We start from the raw sequence: 16905 nt of genomic DNA on the forward strand, positions 1-16905 counted from the left end.
ACTTTCCCGCCCCGGCAAGGGTTATGCCAAGGTCTCCGAAGGGCCTGCGCTACCGGAAGTGTAAGGTATTGAGAACGCCATGTTCTATGCCAAGAAAGTCAGAGCGACAGCATTGGGGCTCGTCCCCCGCTCGTCACTCTTGACTGCAAATTGATAAAGATGGGTTCCGGCCCCGTATCGCGTACAGGGCAGGCTCTTCGGCAAGCTCAGAGCAGGCTTTTCGCCGGAGTGGCGGATGATGTTGCCGCCCAAATTCACAGCAATTGCGAGCGAATTGCCAGATTCTCAATGCGCCTTATGCGACGTACTGTGCCGGGTTAATAAAGGATGGTTGCGTCGTTCACGCCTACTCCCCAACCTTCAACAGTTGCACGAGCGCACGTTTTCGCAAACGTTGCGCATACTGCAACGGTGTCTCCCCGTCGCGGGATTCCAACGCAAGATTCGGTGAGAACGCCAGCACCAATTCCACAAGCTTTCGATTCTTCGCCACCGCGTGATGGAGCGGCGTCTTGCCCGACCAATCCTGGCGGTTCGGATCGGCGCCGTGCTCCAACAACAAGCGAGCCAAGGCAATGTTGCCATGGATGACGGCACGGTGAAGCACAGTGCCGCCGTGGTGTCCGGCAGCGGCGTTTGCGTCCGCGCCGTGGGCGAGCAGTAGCTCGGCGATGGGTGCGCGGCCCTCCTTCGGCGGATGCTCCGCGCTCAGTGCCAGTGCGGTGTGGCCGTTGTGGTTCAGTGCGTCCACAGGCACGTCTTGCCCAAGCAGAAACTCTACGGTTTCGCGGTTACCTGCGATCACGGCAGCGTGCAACGGCGTGATGCGCCAACGGCCACCCGCTACCGTAGGTTCCCTCAAGGCTGGATTTTCCGTCAACATCTGTCCCAAGAGGCGGAATTCACCAAGTGCAGCGGCGTGATGGACGCTTGGCTGCATGCCGAACGAGACGAGATAGCGAAAGATGTCCGCGTGTCCGCTAAACGCCGCCGCATCCAGCAAGGTGCGACCGTGGTAGGCATGGCTTGGATCGGCGCCCAGCGCAACTAACTGCTTGATGCGTTCGAGACAGCCGGTGCCAATGGCAGCGCCGAGTGGGACGTGCCCGTGCGAGTTGGCCGCGTTGACGATGCTGGGGTCCGCAGCGGCAATCTCGGCGACCCGGTTCTCATCCCCCGCTTCGATTGCCGCGATAAACTGCTTGCGCAACACTCGTCGACTCATATCGTGTGCTTTCGTTACCTTATCTTGCGTTGACTTGACGCTCCTCACCGCACCCGCGGTTACCTTGGCGGATTTTCGCGAACGAGCGGCCCGTCGCTTGTATTGCTAAGACGCGCCCAGCAAACTGAAATCGGTGTAGCCATCACTATAATGGTGACAAACGACTAGCCCGATAGTGTATTTCTTGCCGCGAGGAGGAGCGAAGGCATGCGAAGCTTAGCGCACCGTATCGTACACGCACGGATGTTCGAATACATCCTCGTCTTGCTCATTGTCGGCACGTCGATTCTGCACGGGCTGGCTACTTCTGACGTCTTGTTTGAACGGTACCAAGTCTGGATGGGGTTGTTCATCATTCTTATGCTGCTCGTGCTCGTCCTGGAAGTCTTCCTCAAGATACTAGCAGTCGCGCCAAGAGTAGACCGGTATTTCAGAGACCCTTGGAACGTCTTTGACTTCCTCGTAATCACTTCCATCATAGGTGGAATCGCCGTCTTTGAGTTTGCCGCCGATTTCGCGCTACTCGTCGTTGTCGTGCGCCTGCTGCGGCTGCTTCAGGACTTAACGACCATCAAGGCAATGCGCTTAATCCTTACAACGATGTTTCGCTCCATACCGGACATGGCGCACATCCTGATGCTGCTGTGCATCGTTATCTATCTGTACGCCGTTTACGGAAATAGTCTTCTTGGGGATCACGACCCGGAGCACTGGGGAACGCTGGGCGATTCCGTACTATCGCTCTTTCAGGTGGTAACACTGGACGGCTGGTCAGACATCATGCAAACTGCGCTCAATGCAGTGCCGTTCGCCTGGGTCTACTTTGTCAGTTTCGTAATAATCACCACGTTCATCGGGGCCAACCTGTTCATTGCCGTCGTTGTGAGCACTATGGACGAAGCCAAGGAAGAGCGTCTGCGCATGTTGGAAGTGCCCGCGTCCCGGGAAGAACTGCTCCAGGAACTGCGCACGACCCAAGACTCCCTGCGGCGCGTTGAAGAAGCCCTGCAGCGCACGCCGGAGTAGAGCATTGGGCCTGTCGGGAGGTTCAGTTGCTAGTCCACGCTTCCTCTGGAGATCTTTGCGAAACTCCTTCCTACCTTGACGGGGGAAGGTTAGGATGGGGGTGAAGGAGCATGACGGCAAGCTGCCGCGATCTAATCACGCACCAATGGTTCTGGCCCATATCACGAACTGTGTCGGCTCTTTGCCAGAATGACCGGGTTATTCATGTGCAACGCTGCCGGCCCAATCACGCACTCTTTAGGACTCAATTGCACCCGAAGGTTGGTTTTCTTCAAGCCAGCCTTGCTCTTTGAGAATTCCGAGCGCTAGGCGAATTTGGCGCTCCGAGAATTGTCGCTTGCGTCTGCCCCAGTCATACGTGTGGTCGATGATCTCTGCCTCTGATGCGTTCGGATGCTCACGGGCCACCCAGTGCACCGTCGTCAGCAATTCGAGACCGAAAGGCGATTCAAAACCGTCGACTAGCATTGAAACCCTGTCAAAGCGCGCGCCGGTTTCCAGATGGTTTTCGAGGAAAGCGCGGGCGTCATCTATAGCGCCGGGAACCAGTTCGAGCTCTTTGTTAGGCGAGTCACCGCCATCGGCATAGCCTGCAATGAGATGACCCTCAACGGCCCTTAAGACGTGCCGTAGGTTTTCGGCATACGGGCCAAGTGGTTTCCTCTGATATTTGAGTCTTAAGGGCTCGCCCGCTTCCTGCAGAAAGTACATGAGCTTATGGACTTCCAAGAGCGTCACCGACGTATCAAGCAAACTGCGGACGTATTGATCCATCAAGCCGACCAAGGCCGCCCTTCCGGGGGTCATCCGTGGTACGTCGGTCGACTGATTTACCTTCCCATCTGCTGGCCCGCCACCCGGTTCGAAGACGATTACTCTGACATCAGTGAGTTCCTGCAGCCCTACCTCAATACGTTGGCGCACTGCTTGCCAGTCCAGCTTACCCAATCCGCTACCCAGGGGAGGGATTGCAATTGAGCGTATGTCTCGCTCTCTGATTTCTTGCGCTAGAGCTACAAGACCAGCATCAATATCCTCTATTCGGCTCTTACCACGCCAGTGGCGTTTGGTAGGGAAATTGATTATGTAGCGCGGACTGGCTAGGTAGCCAGTCTCAAACACGAACATGTGACCCGGTTTCACTTCGTTACGCTTACATGCAGCAGAATATGCCTTGAAATTCTCAGGATAAGCGTTCTTAAATTGCAGCGCAATTCCACGCCCCATGACGCCGACGCAATTGACACTGTTGACAAGGGCGTCGACATTTTCGGCAAGAATGTCGCCAGTCTTGTACTCTATCATGTCGGCACTCCATTCCCTGTCAATAATACCAGTGCGGCATAATCTCGACACTTGGGTGGTGGCGAGGTTTTCCTATGGCTTTCTGGACTAGATTTTGAATGTGCTGGGAACGCACGCCAATGCGTGACACGAGTTCCCAAGGGAATAAGCGTTCGATCAAGAATTCTGCCTGCTTGCTTTCCCTGCATTCGCTCCAATAGTGAGCTTTCACCGCATTCCAGTCCACCCTATCTAAATCCGCCAGATCCGAATAGTCATCAAAAAACCGTGAACCAGCATTTGAAGTTGTGAAAGCCCAGCGTTGACTATTCTGTTCCGCCCAGGCGACCACCTCGTGCACATCTGCCTCCAAGTGAATAATGGGAGCTTGGCCGTCTCTATACTCCAGTTCAGGATGGTCGGCCATGTGGATTACGTAGAGCATGACGGATCGCGGGCAGAAATAAAACGGTACGCAATTGCCCACATACAAGCCTGGATGGCTATTGAGAGTCAATACATGCAGCCTCCGGTACTTGATGTTATTCATGCCAATAGTGGTTCCCGAAACCCGATGCCGCGAAATCTCCAAGTCTGACCACAAGCATTCATTCGCGACAATAGATGGCAATCGATCAACGTGGACAATATGGTATATCTTCGGTCTGGCGGGTACCGGCTTAGTCAATTCCTAACATCCTTATCAAACGCGAACATAACTTTCACTCCTCCTGAGTGAACCAGATCGGGCTGCTCCACGCGCGTTGGCGGTTGGCTTGGAAGACGCGCAGGTAGTAGTAGACGAACGGGTGGTCGTCCGGAAACGTGGGTGAAAAGGCGGCGGCGGCGAGGTCGGCGGTGTCGGTCCATTCATCTTCCCACACGTCGCTGTGTGGGTCGGCGCTGAAGACCACCTGGTTGTTGCGGATGACCTCGACGCGGGTGAACGGCGCGGTGCCTGCTGCGCGCATGCGCAGGCGGCGCGGCCCTACACTGTTTAGGTCGGCGGCGTTGTCGCTGCCCATCGGCTTGTCGTCAATGGTGAAGTCCAGCAGGATGCGGTCGCCGGTGGTAGCGTAGCAGCGGCGGTCGTAGAGCGCCTGCCAAATCGCCTCTCTAGTTAATTCCGGCGCCACGACGCACGCCAGGCCGTTGCCGTCGTTCACGTGAAAGCTGCCCTGATTGGCCAGACCGTAGTGGCTGTCCGTGCCGCCGACAAAGCCGAGGCGGTGTCCCATCGCCAAGGCGGCCTGCACGCTGAGCGGCCCGGCCTCTTCCGCAATGTCCCACATGGAACAGATTTCGACCAGTCGTTGATAGCGGTCGTTGCGGAAGCGCCAGTCGGCGCCGCCCATGGACTTGGGGTGGTGGGGCACGGTGAGCGCCTCCAAGCCGCGTGCCGCCATATCCTCCCAAAGCGCGTTGGGATCGCGGTGCTCGCCCTGGTACCAATAGTGGAACGGCCCGCTATCCCCCCGGTAGTAGATGTTCTTGTGTCCGCTGCCACCGATGCCGCCCCATTCAAAGCTGACCAGCGTGACGAACCGGCCGGGGTCGTTGTGACGATTGCAGTCGTGGACGAGTCCCTGCCAGATATCGTCTGTGACTTCAAAGCGCCAGTTGTAGTGATTGGCAGGCGCGCAGAAGTCGAGTCCGGCCACGTTCCGGCCCCACGCAAAGAACTCCTCCGTCGTGCCTGTACCCATGCTGTGCCACATCTGGCTGTGCATCTCGCCAAAGAAAACCCCCCGGTCCGGCAAGAAACCTGCACCGATGGGATTGCTCCGGCCGGAGATGCCCGCTACGGGGTCGAAAACGCTGAGCGTGTGTACGCCGGTAGTCTTGGCGGTAACGGCAATGGTCTGCCCTAAGGGCTGCCCTGTTGTGTCTACTGCCACGCGGTCTTCTGTCTCCACGCCCTCCGGCGCGAACACCTGTGCCGCGCCGGCATAGCTCGTCGCGGGATTGAAACTATAGATATCCACCGGCAGCACCCGCACGTCGAATAATTCACCCGGCTGCACCACGGCAGGCGCGAAGACGCGAAAGCGGTCGGCCGTGTGCGCGCCCACCACCTTCACCGTGGGGAAGTTGGCGATTTGCCGGTACTCTCCGCTGCCGTCCACGTCAACGCCGATGCTGAAAATGGCGGTTTGGGCGAACTTCTGGGCCTGCAGCAGATTGCCGTCAGGTGCGCCAAGCGTTATCTGCACCTCGTCTCCCGCCTGCAGCGTGCCGGCTTGCACCACGACGTCGAGCAGATCGAGATGGCGTCCATAGGAGACAGCAAGCGCGAGCTGCACGTCAGCATTCGTGCACGCCACGTCGGCAAACGCGCCATAGCCCGCGCGGATTTGGTCGCGGCTGCCGAGCGTTTGCACACCCCGGCGATAGCAGTTGCCTAAATGGCAATCCCAGCAATCCGGGATTTCCACCGTGATATGGGCGCCAGCGGCTAGGATGAGACCCGGCCCCGCCGTCAGCGTGATGACAAACGTGTGTCCGCTGGCCGCCTCGACCTCGTGCGGTGTGATGACAGCCCGCATGTCGACCGGCGGCAGGAACTGCCATGTGCGGGTGATACCCCGCATCCAGTCGCTGGAGTCGTCGAATTTTCTTGGCTCAGGACTTGGGGAAATCCCGGTAGATTGCATCGGCATTTGCACTACGCTTTCTTCTGATCGCGCGACATGCGGGTCCGAACTCTTACTTACTACTGTGCCTGCGTGCAGTATACTGTTCACAGCTATAACTGTGTTTCAGTATGCCCGCGTGACAAGCTCTGGCGAAGCCAAGAGCATGCGTTCTCGCAAGGCGCGCGGTACCGGGTACGCTAGGCGACATTCGTGCTTGAGCTCGTAGAAGCTCTCGCATGGGAACTCTTGGGTAACTCTGCCAAACTGTCAATATGGGCCGGACCGGCATCTCTTTCCCCTCACCCCGAGCAACTATTCCCTATTGCCCCGGTCTGTACACTCCCCAGGGAGAAGAGGGTCTCCCCGGCCGCAGGTTCGGGTAGTGCAAATGCTTTCAAAAGGAACATCTCTCGTGAGCTACCGGAATGCCCACGTGGGCCTAGGTTGAGCATGTAGACGTCTTTTCGGAGGTGCTAATGTGCGCAGATTACTGTGCGTCTTCTCGATTTCCATTGCCGTTCTTATCCTGGTAGGTTGCAGCGCCTACGCCGTATCCTCCTGCCCGGAGGGCACGGACGCTTTTGCCGAATACCAGCTCTTCTTCGGTCGCAGCAGCGCCGGCGTTGAGGTGGTAAGCGATGAAGCCTGGGCTGCCTTTCTAGCGGATACGGTTACGCCTCGCTTTCCTGACGGGCTGACGGTCGTAGACGGCGCTGGACAATGGCGCGGCTCCAACGGTGCTATAGAGCGTGAGCGCTCCAAGGTGCTTATCATCCTGACGTGGCCGGGCGCGGAGGGCATGCGTCTCACGGACGAAATCTCGCAGGAGTACGAGACGCGCTTCGACCAAGAAACGGTGTTGCGGGTCGTGCGCACGGCCTGCGTGTCGTTCTCATAGAAACCGTGTCAGGAGCGGCGGTTCCTCTGGTGAACACCGACGTAGCCGACGACCACCCGGCCGCGTTCATCATCCCAGGCGAACGCGATTCGGATCGTCTTTTGCGGGTCGGCGCTGGTACCCTTGCCCAGGTGCTCGCCTAGCTCATAGCGTCGGCCCTCCACCACGGTTTCGTACCACTCTACGAACTGCTTTTTGGTTGCGTTGGACTGATGCGGCTTGTACGACCAGCCGGGACAGGATTTCTTCAGGCGCTCTTCGAAGCGCGGATCCTCACCGGGTTTCGTCCACCGCAGGTGATGGTAGTCCGTGGCAAGCCACACCAGCGCGGCGAACGCCTCGGCCGGTCTTTGGAACGGACTCTCCTTATCGGACTTCGAGTTGAGGGCAAAAACCAGTTGCTCGGGAAACAGCTCCTGTGCGCGCGAGATTGCTTCGTTGACGTTTTTCACCTGCTCGAACGGGGACGCCCCGTAGAAGCGCCGCCAGTACTCCTCCAAGTCGGGCCCCTGCTTCAGCTTGGCTCTCAACTCGATATTCTCGCTGTCCAACGACCGTCTTTCCGCTTCCACAGAGGTGTTGGCTTGGGCGAGCCGGTCGTGCTCAGATTGCAACCGGTCGATCTCATCTCTGAACCACCCGCGCTCTCGTTCGAGCTGCTCGCAATCGGAGAGCAGCGACTGGTAGTCCTCCCGAGACGGCGTTTCTTGCGTCTCCGCGTCTGCGACGGAGTCGGCCCGCTCGGCTGCGGCGGGCGGCGTCCGGTCTTGATCGGTCTCCTCACCCGCCGCGGCGGCACCGGGTACGTCGGCCGCATCACCGGGCGTCTCGCCGCCGTTCACACTATCCATTGCTGGAAACGTGTCTGACCATCTGGTGACGATTTCCAAGATAGCGGCCTCCCGCTCCGCTCGTACGGGCGCCCGTTCTTCCTCCTCCTGCCTGGAAGGCGCTTGAGGGCGAACCCCCTGGTACTCCGCAAGGTTGCGCCTCAAGTCCTCCGCCAAATCCAGCGCGTCGGTGAGGCCGGCCGGTCTTGCAATGGCCGTTTCCGCCCATGCGCCAATGTCCAGCGCAAGATAGGCCAATTCCGTCGCGAATTCGTCTTGCATCTCCCGGAAAGTCTTGCGGCAATGCCTGACAATGACCCCGATTCGCTCGATGGCGATATCGTCGGCCATCTCGCTGACAACTGTCACGAATGCGCCGATTTCATCCCATTCAGGGGTGTCGAGGGGAAGCTCACTCAGTTCGTGGATCCACGAGGTGAGTAGGGGAGAGGTTACCGCGGGCCCCACCGCCATGCCAGAGAGGTAACACACCATCATGCCAACGTCGTCCGCATTGAAATCGGGATTCTGCTGGACGATCATGTCAACCGTATCATTCCACTCGACCCGCAGCCAAAACCCGTTGAAGATTCCCTGCCGACGGTTTGGACCTTCCACCGGCAGGTCTTGGCTGCGGAGATGGCGCTCGACGAGAGTGTGAAGCTCTTGCTGCGATTCCGCCCACGCCCGGAGCGCCTCGCCGAAGAGCCGGTCGTTGCCGTACTTCACCACCTCCCCCAGCACGGGCCGCTTGAGCTGGGAAGGGTGCGCCTTACTCGCAGAGCGAAAGCCGGGCACCCGGATGCTCTCGTCTATTGCCGAGTCGAGTCCTTTGCGTACGCTGCCGGACGCCTGGCCGCGACTCTGCAAGACGCGCTCGATGAGAGCATCGAGGAAGTCGAGCGGGAACGCGCCTGCGATGCTGGTTAAGGGGATGCCCTCTTCGGGTACGGTCATCATCCTCAGTTCTTCTCAGGTGGAATCACTATCCGGCCGGCAATGCCGCCAGGCATTCTACCGAACCATAACGCCCCGGCGGGTGCTATGGTTCACCACTATCGCGCCTATGCAACTGCCGTCAGCGGTACAAACGCTGCCCGCACCCTTGCTATGGAGGTAGGCAGCAACTCACGGTCTCCAGCTTCCCATCGCGTAGGGGCGCGGCATGCCGCGCCCCTCCTGGCATGACGCCCGAGAGACCGACCGTCGTTCTCATCGTCTCGGTTTGCCTATGCAAGGGTATAGCGATTCCGGCGAAATGGGCTACCGTCCCAGGCGCTCGTTCCAGCCGGCCAGCAGTTCCGTGATTCCTTGCTCGGCGGCTTCAAGCGCCTCCGGAGCGGTGATGGTTCCCGCCATTACGTCGGGCACGAAGTTCCGCGCGTGGTCGCGCGCTTCGGTAGCGCCGGGCCCGGAGTAGTAGAAATGGCGGAACGGCATCTGTTGCGCGATCAGTTCGCGGAACGGGTCGTTCTCCGTGTACTCCGGCGATGAGGTTGAGGCCTCGCGCACCGGCACGCGGTCGTACTGCTTGGCAAAGCGCAGGTTCGTATCGGGACTTAAGAAGTACTCAAACCAACTGAACATCGCGTCCGGGTTTGGCGCGTTGACAGCAAACGTGGCGGTGTGGTTGCCGCCGAGGTTGGCGTCCTTGCCGCCCTCCGGTTTGGGCCACGGTGTAAAGCCGAAATTCAAGTCCGGCGCGTTTTCTTTGAACCACTGGCCGCGCTCGGCAAAGGTCGCGTAGTAGTGCACCGCGCGGGCCTCAGCCAGGTGGCTGTTGCGATGGAGGCCGTCGCCGCGCAATTGAGCAATCGCGTCCCAACCGCCCTGCACCTCGTGGATGTTCTTCAGCCAGTCCAAGGCGCGCACAGCTTCTTGGCTATTGATTGTGACCTCCGACCAGTCGTCGGCCATCACGTCGCCGCCTAATTGCCAGAGCAGCAGCAGCCACAGCCCGGTACCGCCGCTACCCCAGAAAGGCGGGCATCCGGCGCGCACCAACGTGTCACCATCAAACTTCGTGGTTTGGATGATGGCAGTGTCGAAGTCGGACCAGCTCGACGGCGGATTCTCGGGGTCCAGGCCGACTTCAAGATAGGTATCCCCGTGGATGTACATCACGCGCAGGTCCGGCGCATACGGCGCACCGTACAAGTTACCCGTGGGCGCGTCCGTGAGGTAGCTCAACACGCTGGGCCAGAACTCGGCGAGGTTTAGCACACCCGAGGCTTTGTAGTAGTTATTCAGCGGTTGCGAAATGTCCGTGACGCCAAGCTCAACGGTCTGCCAGTCGCCCACGTCCACGGCATCGGGCGGGCTGCCCGCCGCCACGGCCGCGACGAATTTGTTCAGGCGGTCGGCTTCACCCACGGCATTGAACGTCAGACCGGGATTCTGCTCTGCAAATTCCTTGGCCCATGGCTCGAAGTCAAAGAAACCGCGGTGCCAGTAGAGCGCCTCGCCCTGGGGGCCGCTGGGCGCTTCGGCTTCAGCCTTGGCCTCTTCCTTCTGTTCCGGCGCCATCTCCTGCTCTTCCATCGCCGGCGCGGGTTGTCCGCACGCCGCAGCGAGTGCGCCTGCTCCGACCAATGTCGTGCCGGCTAAGAAAGTACGTCGCGTAAACAACTCATTCATCGCTCGTCCTCCTTGTCCGCAAAGAAGCATACGTTCTGCTCTAGTTATAACGAGCATGGATCAGTAGTGTCAACTGCCTGACCAAGCAAAATCCTCTCAATAGTCGTGGGCACGAACCGTTGCCGCAAGACAGACTGATTTATCCGTACGAGCTGAAATTGGCTGACCGAAGCGAAACGCAGGGCCGCCGCATGAACGCGGAGTGGGTGTCAATACTTCCTATCGCTTTTCTTCCGATTCTCCCTGCGAGGACGTACAAGTTGGGCGATAGCTGAGTCTTGCACGGAAACTGCGGCACCTTCTGCAACGACGACTTTGGATTTGCATCACGTCCGCCATCACGCAAGCCGAGTTCTATCTGGTAGCATTTAGGTGATACCGTTGGGGAGGCAACTGTGACATGAAGACGCAAGCGGAAATAATGACCTATGCAGAGATTGAGGCGGCATTCGACGGGGAATGGGTGCTGATTGACGAACCAGAACTGACTCCCATGAATGAGGTAGTTCGCGGTGCCGTGCTCTTCCATTGCGAGAGCCGCGATGAGGTGTATCGCGAAGCTAGGCAGCGGCGCCTGAATCGCGTAGCCATTCTGTACATTGGTGCTCGCCCTACAGACGTCGACTTTCTCTTGTAGAATGCCTTTTTCTTTCAACCCCCGTGGCGGACTAATCATCGTGCCTGCCACGCTGGGCGGCCCGCAACGAGAAGTGATAGTTGAGCTTGCACTTGACACCGGCGCAACCACCACAGTGATCAATCAAGATGCCCTTCAATACGCTGGACTCAAACTTGAAGAGGATGGCCGGCCAGCAGAGATTACGACCGGAAGCGGTATAGAATCCGTGCTTGAGGTACGGCTAGCTAGCATTCATGCATTGGGTAAAATGGAAACCGACTTTCCAATTCTCTGCCATACACTACCGCCTAGCGCTAGCATAGACGGTGTGTTGGGCTTGGATTTCTTGCGCGGCGAGCGGCTGACCATCGACTTTCGAGCAGGTCAGCTAGCGCTGGAGTAAACGGTTCATACGCATTCTGATTATCGGCGGCGGAGGGAGTGCGCGACTGCTTGGACGTGGCCGCGACAGGTGCCTAGGAGAGTGGACTGTCTGCTACCATTTAGGCTAGGACGCAGGAGCAAAAATGCTATGAAGACGCAAGCGGAAATCATGACCTACGCGGAGATGGAGTCTGCCTTCGACGGGGAATGGGTACTGATCGGCGAGCCCGAACTCACCTCCATGAATGAGGTCATTCGCGGTGTTGTGCTCGGGCACGACGAGGATCGGGTCGCCGTCTATGAGGTGCTGTGGCGACTGCGAGAGGAGGGCCGCGCGCCCAGTGAAATCGCCGTGCATTACTTTGGCGCATTTCCCAATGATGTCGAATTCCTCATATGAGTTTTCCATTCGATCCGCACGGTCATCTGATTGTCGTTCCGGCCCGGATACATGGTCGTGACAGTCGTGAGATCGTCGATCTCGTACTCGATACCGGCGCCACGAGAACGATCGTGAGCAGAGAAGTAGCGCAATCCCTGGGATACGATCCTGCGACGCTGGGACAATGGGCGCGCATCACGACCGGTAGTGGCGCTCTGTCCGTTCCCTTGCTGAGAGTGGCAAAGATCGAGGCGCTAGGAAAAACAGCGACCAACCTGCGCATACTCTGCCATTCGCTGCCATCGCGCGCCGCCATAGATGGCGTGTTGGGCTTGGATTTCTTGCGCGGCGAGCGCTTGGTAATTGACTTTCGTGCAGGACTGCTAGCGTTGGAGTAAACAACCTATGCGCATTCTGATCGTCGGCGGAGGCGGACGCGAGCACGCCATCGCGTGGAAGTGCGCGCAGAGTCCGCTCAAGCCGGCCCTTTTTGTCGCCCCGGGCAATGCCGGCACCGCCACCCTTGCTGAGAACGTCCCAATCGAAGCCACTGATATAGATGCCCTGGTCGCTTGGGTAGCGGCCAATGCCATTGACCTCACCGTAGTCGCGCAGGATGATCCCCTGGCGTTGGGTGCAGTTGATGCCTTGCAAGCCGCGGGCCAGACCGCTTTTGGCCCTACGCAGGCGGCGGCAAGACTGGAGTGGAGCAAGGTCTGGTCCAAGGACTTCATGCAACGGCATGGTCTGCCCACCGCCGACTTTGCCACCTTTACTGAGCGGGACGCCGCGGCGGCCTATCTAGAGCAAGCGCCCGTACCGGTCGTGCTCAAACCCGACGGCTTGACCGCCGGTAAGGGCGTATTCGTGTGCGCAACGCGTGACGAGGCACTGGCAGCCCTAGACACCATAATGGAAGCGCACGCCTTTGGCGCATCCGGCGACAGCATCGTGATCGAAGAGTGTCTGCGCGGCACGGAGATTTCAGTCTTCGCCTTCGCAGACGGCACCCACATTACGCCGCTCGTCACCGCCTGCGACTACAAGCGCGCCTTCGACGGCGATGAGGGCCCCAACACCGGCGGCATGGGTGGCTATTCTCCCGCGCCGTTCGTGGACCCCGAGACTCTGGACTACATTCATCACGAGATCATGGAGCGCACCGTTATGCTCATGGCGCAGGAAGGGCATCCGTACGTGGGCGTGCTCTATGGGCAGCTCATGCTGACCAACGACGGCCCGCGCATTGTCGAGTTTAACGTGCGGTTTGGCGATCCTGAAGCGCAGCTCATCCTGCCGCGCCTGCAGGCCGATCTGGTGGCGGTGTTTCAGGCCGCGGTGGAGGGACGGCTCGCGGAGGTGGATGTCACGTGGGACCCCGCCGCCACGTGCGGCGTGGTGGTCGCCTCCGGCGGCTATCCCGGCTCATACACCACCGGCCACTCCATTGCGGGACTTGATACGCTTGACGACGACGTCTTGCTCTTCCATGCCGGCACCGATCTGGCAGACGATGCGGTTGTCACTGCGGGAGGCCGCGTGCTTCTAACATTAGGGCAAGCCGCAAACGTGCCCACAGCGCGGGCGCGCGCCTATGACAACATCGAGCGCATCACGTTTGAGAATGGCTATTATCGCAAAGACATTGCCGCCCGCGAGGTCTAGCCGTGGTCGTCCGCCTATATACAGCTTCGCCTGCGTGATAGGATTAATGACACGGAATGGCTTCCTTTGTGCCGCATACACGGGTTGGCGGTGGCGACGAATTGCCTCATTGTGCAACTTGAGCCGACATATGCACTGTAATGTGCAAGAATCTCAGGTTATTCCCAGCTTTGTCTAGCATTCTATAAGGTAGCATTACACCCATAGGGCGGCAGGTTGTTCGGAGTAGACGAGAACAAGATGAGAGCGTAGCACAACGATGAGTATGAGCGGTGGCCGGTGGCGTACTTTCCTCGAATGCATCCCGCAGGCTGAGAAGAAACCGGACTTACGCAAAGAAGCCTGCGGCCGCTCGAAGGGAAAATCGCAGTGACGCGACGAAATCTACTGTTGTTAGCACCCTTCGTTCCTGTTGCCGTTGCCGCGTGTGGGTCACTGTTGCCGGGGAGATCAAAATCTGAAGAGGAATCAGAGGAATCTGCGGCGGTCAGCCCTCCGACGACGCTGACCATCATTTTGCCCGATGCCTCAGGCAGCCAGACCCGCGAGTTAGGGGCGGTACTTGAGGAAGCGACCTTTGCCGATCAATATACGGTTGACACGGTAGCGCTGCGGCCTACCGGCGGTCAGACGTACTCTGAAGCCGTCACCGCGCTGACAGCTGCCGGAATCCGTCCCGATCTCGTTTGGATGGACCAGTTCGCATTGCCAACTCTGGCACAGCAAGGCGTGACGCGCCCGCTTGGCGAGTTTACGCGTCGTGACATTGATTTCTCTACTGATACATATTGGCCGCACATCCTGAGTAGCGGCGCCAACCGTGGCGCGCTGCACGCTCTCCCTCTCGCGGCGTCGGTTTGTACGCTCCTGTACAACCCGACGCTCTTTTCACAGACAAGCACCCCGTTACCGGAAGAGAACTGGGATTGGCAGGACTTCTTGACCTTGGCGCAGGCGCTCAACGACCCGACAGCCACCCCGCGGGTCTGGGGCACTTTGCAGGCGCCGCTAATCCCGCCGTTCTTTGCCATGGCGTGGCAGGAAGGGAGCACCCTCTTTCAAGACCGCAACTGGGATGTAACGCACCCCGGGGTCATTGAAGCGCTGCAATTCCAGGCGAATCTGATACTGCACCATGGGGTAGCTCCGCCCCTCGACATCGTCGACTACCGCACGGACAACCTGACAATCAGCCTAACTGACAAGGCCGAAGACATGATACTCTCCGGCCAAATTGCCATGGCGGGCGGCATGGTGAACGCGGAAGTCTTTTGGCGGGGGCCGGGACGCGCCTCGCTCGAGCTAGTCGAAATGCCTCGCGGCAACGGTGCGGCGACCTGGGGCATGGCGGCGCACATGGTTGGCGTGGCGCAGGAAAGCAACCAGCCGGACGCCGCCTACGAGGTGTTGGATCCACTCTTGCAGGCAGCTTCCCTGATTCTCAGTATGCCGGCTTTTCGCGTAGACGCGGAGACATTGCGTACCGTGCACCAGACGCTTACGGTCAATGACTCGGTCGTGCTGGTAGATAGTATGGAGCAGAGTCAGTACATTGACGCAGACGCTCCGGAATGGCTCGCCTTTGTCATCCTCGCATCGCTCGTCTTCCCCGTTCTTACCGGTCAGTCCTCCGCCCGACAAGCCGCCGCCGATACCCACGACGCCATTCGCATGCAACTCCAGTCCGTGCAAGCGACACCGACTCCCCAGTCCTCGTAGTTCCGCCGAACTCTCTTGTCACGCTTGATGCGGTCAGCCTTCTTCGGGGAAACTCTATAGCCCAGTCCAGAACCCACTCTCTGGCGTAACTCTATTGGATTAGTTTGCCAGAATTGTCCCTAGACGCTCCCGTGCACATAGCGTTGGACATCTCAAACTCGAAAGAAGAGAATCTGTGACTGCCTTGGATAGGCGGTGATTGGAGAAAGCTACCACGTGTAACTCAATTTCGCTCGCTCCACCGGCCATTTCTGGCTCAGCACATAGCATTTGTACTGCAAAGCAATTCACACTAGTATAGTTGACCTATAGCCTGAATTACTTAAATGACAATCCGTAGAGGAATTTGGGAAGCGAATAGCGGCTAGGAAATGGCTGTAGACCTTGTCAGGACAACAGTCCGGTTGGGATTTGCAGAAGCGTTGCGGCCTTGGCAGGAGTTTCGTCGGCTACTTCGCGTAGCAAGCGGCGATGAGAACGTCGAACTTCAAGGCGACTCTAGTTATGTAGAGCGTGAGCAGGAAAAACTACGATTCAGACTTCAGATGCGCGCACTTTCGTTCGAGCAAGAAGGAGACTTAACAGGCGAAACAGTAATACAAAATGCACTGGGTGAGTTTACAGTTTTGAACTCCGTATCTCCCTTGCCGACCTTGGAGCGAGTACGAATTGATTCTCTTTTCATTGAACCGTTTGAACTACCCTTCCAAGAATTGCGCTCGCTCATTGGGAAGACGTATCTCCAACCGAATTCACTGGCTGAGCAGGCGACAGATATCGCCGTGACTCTTGAACAAGAACATGGCCATGTTGCAAAGTTCATTGAGATTGGTCCTATGCAGCCAAAACAGTTACAGGAAACGTACCTACACTGGCAGAAAGACTCTATTCCTGAGCAGTTTGTCTTCATAGGTCTAGGCTATCAGTGGAATGTCGAGATAGAGTTTAATATCCAGGAGCTACACGATGTGCTCGTGGAAGCACAAGCGTGGCAAGAATCTACGGTTCAACTCGTATTATCAGACATTAGAAGGGTTGAAGGTGGATGATGTCTACAGATTTCAGCATAGCACTTGATAGAGAAGCTACCGATCAAAGCGGCGCAATAGTAAATGTCTTTTCTCCCAAGAATCCAGACAATGAGAAATTCCAGTGGTTAAGTGGGGCCCCGTATAGAAGAGATGTACAAGAGAAGCCATCGGCCCATGAAGAGCCATGGATCAAGGTTGCACCAGACTTCTATGTAAAGAAATCTGAATTCCAGCGGCGGTTTGCCGAGGTCGACCTCGATTACTACCGTCAGCGAATGACGCCGAAACTGTTCACGGCATTTGTACGGCACATGGGTGTTGTTCCCGGCTCACCTGGACTCGATGTTGTAGAACTCACCACGCTTCCGGATTTCTAGGAAAGGTCTGAACAACTCGGCGTAAGCTAGGGTTATTGGTGTGTGCGGGATTGCGGGGTGGTTTGGGGTGTGTGTTTGGCATTTAGGTGGGATTGTTTTGCCCATGTTTTGGCGCTGTGAGGAGTGTTTCCGCTCCCAGCCGTGTTTTGGACGCACTACTGCCGTGTCACGTCGTCACGTAGCGTGCGGCCG

General features: G+C 58.1%; 16 protein-coding genes. 10 read left to right on the plus strand and 6 right to left on the minus strand.

Translation table 11 applies throughout. The annotated features are described in order from the left end of the window. Positions 1-346 precede the first annotated feature (346 nt). Entirely contained in the window at positions 347-1225 is an 879-nt protein-coding gene (locus OXE05_04730; protein MCY4436621.1) for an ankyrin repeat domain-containing protein, read from the minus strand. Positions 1226-1432: 207 nt separating this feature from the next. Between OXE05_04730 and OXE05_04735 the strand changes: the two genes are divergently transcribed. Then, on the plus strand, positions 1433-2251 hold the full coding sequence (locus OXE05_04735; protein MCY4436622.1) for an ion transporter: 819 nt from the start codon (positions 1433-1435) through the stop codon (positions 2249-2251). A 237-nt stretch (positions 2252-2488) separates the two neighbouring features. Here the strand turns inward: OXE05_04735 and OXE05_04740 are convergent, their stop codons facing one another. The 3 genes from OXE05_04740 to OXE05_04750 are packed head-to-tail and all read right to left on the minus strand — an operon-like array spanning position 2489 to position 6195. Beyond that, entirely contained in the window at positions 2489-3556 is a 1068-nt protein-coding gene (locus OXE05_04740; GenBank protein MCY4436623.1) for a macro domain-containing protein, read from the minus strand. Positions 3557-3575: 19 nt separating this feature from the next. Next, a complete protein-coding gene (locus OXE05_04745) occupies positions 3576-4223 on the minus strand; it encodes a DUF4433 domain-containing protein (protein MCY4436624.1) in 648 nt (215 codons plus the stop codon). Positions 4224-4257: 34 nt separating this feature from the next. Then, positions 4258-6195: a CehA/McbA family metallohydrolase gene (locus OXE05_04750; protein MCY4436625.1), complete on the minus strand. Its 1938-nt coding sequence runs from the start codon at positions 6193-6195 to the stop codon at positions 4258-4260. Between the two features lie 454 nt (positions 6196-6649). On the opposite strand from OXE05_04750, the gene OXE05_04755 reads away from it, so the two are divergent. Continuing rightward, on the plus strand, positions 6650-7069 hold the full coding sequence (locus OXE05_04755) for a DUF3574 domain-containing protein (protein ID MCY4436626.1): 420 nt from the start codon (positions 6650-6652) through the stop codon (positions 7067-7069). A gap of 8 nt (positions 7070-7077) precedes the next feature. Here the strand turns inward: OXE05_04755 and OXE05_04760 are convergent, their stop codons facing one another. Together OXE05_04760 and OXE05_04765 are read right to left on the minus strand one after the other, a co-directional pair. Next, positions 7078-8859, minus strand: a complete 1782-nt coding sequence (locus OXE05_04760; GenBank protein ID MCY4436627.1) for a hypothetical protein — start codon at positions 8857-8859, stop codon at positions 7078-7080. Between the two features lie 303 nt (positions 8860-9162). Beyond that, positions 9163-10536: an extracellular solute-binding protein gene (locus OXE05_04765; GenBank protein MCY4436628.1), complete on the minus strand. Its 1374-nt coding sequence runs from the start codon at positions 10534-10536 to the stop codon at positions 9163-9165. Positions 10537-10936: 400 nt separating this feature from the next. On the opposite strand from OXE05_04765, the gene OXE05_04770 reads away from it, so the two are divergent. From OXE05_04770 to OXE05_04805, 8 genes are all read left to right on the plus strand, one after another. Then, positions 10937-11173: a hypothetical protein gene (locus tag OXE05_04770; protein ID MCY4436629.1), complete on the plus strand. Its 237-nt coding sequence runs from the start codon at positions 10937-10939 to the stop codon at positions 11171-11173. 40 nt (positions 11174-11213) lie between these two features. After that, entirely contained in the window at positions 11214-11558 is a 345-nt protein-coding gene (locus OXE05_04775) for a retropepsin-like aspartic protease (GenBank protein MCY4436630.1), read from the plus strand. 129 nt (positions 11559-11687) lie between these two features. Continuing rightward, a complete protein-coding gene (locus OXE05_04780) occupies positions 11688-11939 on the plus strand; it encodes a hypothetical protein (protein MCY4436631.1) in 252 nt (83 codons plus the stop codon). Continuing rightward, complete coding sequence (locus tag OXE05_04785; GenBank protein MCY4436632.1) at positions 11936-12319, plus strand: retropepsin-like aspartic protease; 384 nt, start codon at positions 11936-11938, stop codon at positions 12317-12319. Before OXE05_04780 ends, OXE05_04785 begins: the two co-directional genes overlap by 4 nt. 7 nt (positions 12320-12326) lie before the next feature. Continuing rightward, positions 12327-13586, plus strand: a complete 1260-nt coding sequence (gene purD / locus OXE05_04790; GenBank protein MCY4436633.1) for a phosphoribosylamine--glycine ligase — start codon at positions 12327-12329, stop codon at positions 13584-13586. A 369-nt stretch (positions 13587-13955) separates the two neighbouring features. Continuing rightward, a complete protein-coding gene (locus OXE05_04795; GenBank protein MCY4436634.1) occupies positions 13956-15305 on the plus strand; it encodes an extracellular solute-binding protein in 1350 nt (449 codons plus the stop codon). Positions 15306-15676: 371 nt separating this feature from the next. Beyond that, entirely contained in the window at positions 15677-16354 is a 678-nt protein-coding gene (locus OXE05_04800) for a hypothetical protein (GenBank protein ID MCY4436635.1), read from the plus strand. Then, positions 16351-16713, plus strand: coding sequence for a hypothetical protein (locus OXE05_04805; protein MCY4436636.1), 363 nt, complete (start codon positions 16351-16353; stop codon positions 16711-16713). The genes OXE05_04800 and OXE05_04805 overlap by 4 nt, the downstream gene beginning before the upstream one ends. The last annotated feature ends 192 nt before the right edge of the window (positions 16714-16905 follow it).

The organism is Chloroflexota bacterium (assembly GCA_026710945.1).
Taxonomy (GTDB): domain Bacteria; phylum Chloroflexota; class UBA11872; order VXOZ01; family VXOZ01; genus VXOZ01.

Excerpts from the sequence above, each read along its gene's own strand:
- OXE05_04770 (MCY4436629.1), top strand. The coding sequence starts at position 10,937 with ATGAAGACGCAAGCGGAAATAATGACCTATGCAGAGATTGAGGCGGCA.
- OXE05_04800 (MCY4436635.1), top strand. The coding sequence starts at position 15,677 with ATGGCTGTAGACCTTGTCAGGACAACAGTCCGGTTGGGATTTGCAGAA.
- purD (MCY4436633.1), top strand. The coding sequence starts at position 12,327 with ATGCGCATTCTGATCGTCGGCGGAGGCGGACGCGAGCACGCCATCGCG.
- OXE05_04760 (MCY4436627.1), bottom strand. The coding sequence starts at position 8,859 with ATGATGACCGTACCCGAAGAGGGCATCCCCTTAACCAGCATCGCAGGC.
- OXE05_04730 (MCY4436621.1), bottom strand. The coding sequence starts at position 1,225 with ATGAGTCGACGAGTGTTGCGCAAGCAGTTTATCGCGGCAATCGAAGCG.
- OXE05_04750 (MCY4436625.1), bottom strand. The coding sequence starts at position 6,195 with ATGCCGATGCAATCTACCGGGATTTCCCCAAGTCCTGAGCCAAGAAAA.
- OXE05_04735 (MCY4436622.1), top strand. The coding sequence starts at position 1,433 with ATGCGAAGCTTAGCGCACCGTATCGTACACGCACGGATGTTCGAATAC.
- OXE05_04785 (MCY4436632.1), top strand. The coding sequence starts at position 11,936 with ATGAGTTTTCCATTCGATCCGCACGGTCATCTGATTGTCGTTCCGGCC.
- OXE05_04780 (MCY4436631.1), top strand. The coding sequence starts at position 11,688 with ATGAAGACGCAAGCGGAAATCATGACCTACGCGGAGATGGAGTCTGCC.
- OXE05_04740 (MCY4436623.1), bottom strand. The coding sequence starts at position 3,556 with ATGATAGAGTACAAGACTGGCGACATTCTTGCCGAAAATGTCGACGCC.
- OXE05_04765 (MCY4436628.1), bottom strand. The coding sequence starts at position 10,536 with ATGAATGAGTTGTTTACGCGACGTACTTTCTTAGCCGGCACGACATTG.
- OXE05_04805 (MCY4436636.1), top strand. The coding sequence starts at position 16,351 with ATGATGTCTACAGATTTCAGCATAGCACTTGATAGAGAAGCTACCGAT.